3 protein-coding genes and 1 pseudogene are annotated in these 2,513 nt (G+C 62.7%); 1 reads left to right on the top strand and 3 read right to left on the bottom strand.

Annotated elements, in window-relative coordinates; translation table 11 throughout:
* Nucleotides 1–337: 337 nt before the first annotated feature.
* Nucleotides 338–502 (bottom strand): annotated as a pseudogene (locus KNW02_RS20355) (IS5/IS1182 family transposase); the annotation flags it as partial.
* On the opposite strand from KNW02_RS20355, the gene KNW02_RS20350 reads away from it, so the two are divergent.
* Complete coding sequence (locus KNW02_RS20350) at nucleotides 470–970, top strand: hypothetical protein (RefSeq protein WP_216035004.1); 501 nt, start codon at nucleotides 470–472, stop codon at nucleotides 968–970. The pseudogene KNW02_RS20355 and the gene KNW02_RS20350 sit on opposite strands and share 33 nt — an antisense overlap.
* Here the strand turns inward: KNW02_RS20350 and KNW02_RS20345 are convergent.
* Nucleotides 942–2,291 carry a tyrosine-type recombinase/integrase gene (locus KNW02_RS20345; RefSeq protein ID WP_216035003.1) on the bottom strand — a complete coding sequence of 450 codons (1,350 nt, stop codon included), beginning with the start codon at nucleotides 2,289–2,291 and terminating at the stop codon, nucleotides 942–944. The genes KNW02_RS20350 and KNW02_RS20345 overlap by 29 nt on opposite strands.
* A gap of 38 nt (nucleotides 2,292–2,329) precedes the next feature.
* On the bottom strand, nucleotides 2,330–2,513 hold a 184-nt coding region (locus KNW02_RS20340; protein ID WP_216035002.1), incomplete at its 5' end, for a hypothetical protein.

Here is a 2,513-nt window from a genome sequence, read left to right as displayed (position 1 = left end):
CCGAAACGTCCGGGAATGGTTTGCGGCCCGCAACCAGTTCGCCATAATGTTCGGCGAGCGCTTCGCCGCTTGAGTATCTGAAACTGCATGGGCCGGATCAGATACACAGAGTTCCTGACACTCCCGAGTGCCATCGAGCACGCGGCTTTGATCTGGACCCGACCTTCGAACACCATACGGGCCCGCGGCATGCATGACGCCGCATCTTGAGGCCGGACACATGTCAGCACCCGGTGACGCGCTGAAGCCAGCTCTAAAATTACCTATTGCGCATGGGGCGGTTACACATGTTGCACAAATTGTGTGATGGACGGGTCTTCCCCTTCCCCGGACAGACTTATCCCACGGCTTCTGTTACTGGGATGCCGAGCGCGGTGAAGCCGTTGAGAATGGCGACACGGACCTGGAACTCGGCGACCTGACGGTCGAACTCGCGCGCAGACAGGCGCTGGCCCAGCAGCTTGACGCAATGCATCTTGGTCTCTGGGCGCTCGAAGTCATGGCCGGAAAGGTGGTTTTTGGCACCCCGAAGGAAGTGCAGGCATCGCGCGACCTTTGGGCCGCCATGAACGCGCCGCGCGAGAAGCCGCAGCCAACCGAGAAGGCAGAGATCGCCCCTGCACCCGACGCAGGAGCGATCCCGCTTCCCTCAATCGTCGAGACATATGGGGTCTTCGACGTGCGCGACGATGGAACGCTCGTCTGCCCGAACTCCCGCCCACTTGCCGGACCGAACTTGCCGCGCGAAAACTCCCAGCAAGGACGCGTCCTGAAAGCTCTGACGATGCAACGGGGCGGCACGATCAACAGCCTCCGCAAGGCCTACGCGAAGTGGGAACAGGTCGCGGTCGAGTTGTGCCGCCGCCTCGACCTGGAACTGATCTACCGTCACGATGGGCATGAGGTCGATGGCATCGTTGATGCCAACACCAAGGTCTTTGTCAGACGGCGCCTTCCACGCGCCGCATGATCTCGTCCGCGACGCGCTGAACCACGTCGCGCAGGTCGGGGGTCACGACATAGTGCCCATCCGTCCCGCCGAGTCCTTTGCCCACCTGCGCGCGGCGCCGCGTGTCGCCAATGCCGATCTCGACGGCGACCGTCTGCCATTCCTTGCGGCACTGCTTAGGCGTCCAGCGATCCTTCCCGCGCGTGACGTTCGGCAGGGACAGCAGCCGCCCGCCTGTCGGTCCCGTGAAGACATACTCCTGACGCCCGGTCATTGCCTCAAGGCGGCGAAGCTGGGCGACCGACCACGACGACAAGGCAACCTCGCGATAGTCGGTCGTCTTGGTCATGCCGAACCAGACCTTGCCCGCGTCGAGGTCCACGTTCTCCCATTTCATCGCAAGGACTTCTGTCGGGCGCATCCCGGTCAGGAGCGCGACCTTGAGCGCCGACTTCGGGATCACGGTCATCTTGTCTGTCTGCCGCCACCACGCCCGAATGTCCGAGATACGTTCGACTTCGTTCTGAGCGCGCAGGGTCTGCCAACCTTTCGGCAGGCCGATGCCGTCGCCTGCGGCGTCAATCACCATCGGGTGCGACGTGACAGGCACTTCCTTTTTCGCGACCGCATAGTTGAACAGCACCTGGACGGCCATGAAGAACATCTGGGCAGTCCTGCGCCCGCGCGTCCGGTTCAGGTCGCGCCATGTCGTCGAGCACAGTTCTGGGGTGATGTCCGTGATGGGGCGATCCCACCAGCCTTTCGGCCATTCGAGCGATGAGGCATAGGGGCCGTCCTTGCCGTATGTGTCTGCGCCCCCGAGATAGCGCCGCTGCTGCGTGATATGGGTTTCCGCCCGACGTGCCTTCTCCGGGCCTTGCTCCTCAAGGATCGAGGCGCGCTTATACTTCTCATACATTGCCCAGACCTGGCCGACCGTCAGTTCGTCCGCGCGCCGCTTCGCCTTGCCGCGAATGATGCGCCGCGCCATCTGGTCTGACAGGTCTTCGGGACGTGCCTCGCGAATGCCAGCGAGGATGCGCGCATAGGCCTGGTCGTCGTCCGATAGCTGCTTCGCGCGCGGATCGACGCCGCGACGGATTTCCGGCAGCAGCACGTCACGCGCGACGGCGCGCGCCTCGTTCGCCTTCGTCACATCGGCGCGGCCGATCTTCACGCGGATGAAGCGGTTCCCGTGCTCGCCTGCGGCGTAGTAGGTTTTCGTGCGCTGACCGATGGACAGGTTGAACCCGGCGAGTTCCGTGTCGTGGACCCAGAGCGTCCCGGAATCCTGGTAGGGCAGGCCGTCAACGAGCGCCTGCGTGATCTTCTGGTGCGGCATGGCCGACCCCTGCGCTTGACCGATTTTTGACCGCTAAGTCAATCGTGTTGTCGGGTCTGCACGGGTGAATGCTCAACCGAGCATTTGAGGTAGGATGTTGATTTTCCATGTATCGGATACAAACCACCGGCTTTCAGCCGGTCCGCTTCAGCGTTTTTGTCGATGATCTCCTCTCCCGGATTTGAAGCCGCCAGAGGCGGTATGGCTTCAAATCCGGGAGAG

Source organism: Paracoccus marinaquae, from assembly GCF_018860165.1.
Classification (GTDB): Bacteria; Pseudomonadota; Alphaproteobacteria; order Rhodobacterales; family Rhodobacteraceae; genus Paracoccus; species Paracoccus marinaquae.
Note: the sequence above shows the minus strand (reverse complement) of the source record. Positions and strands in the feature narration are given on the sequence as shown.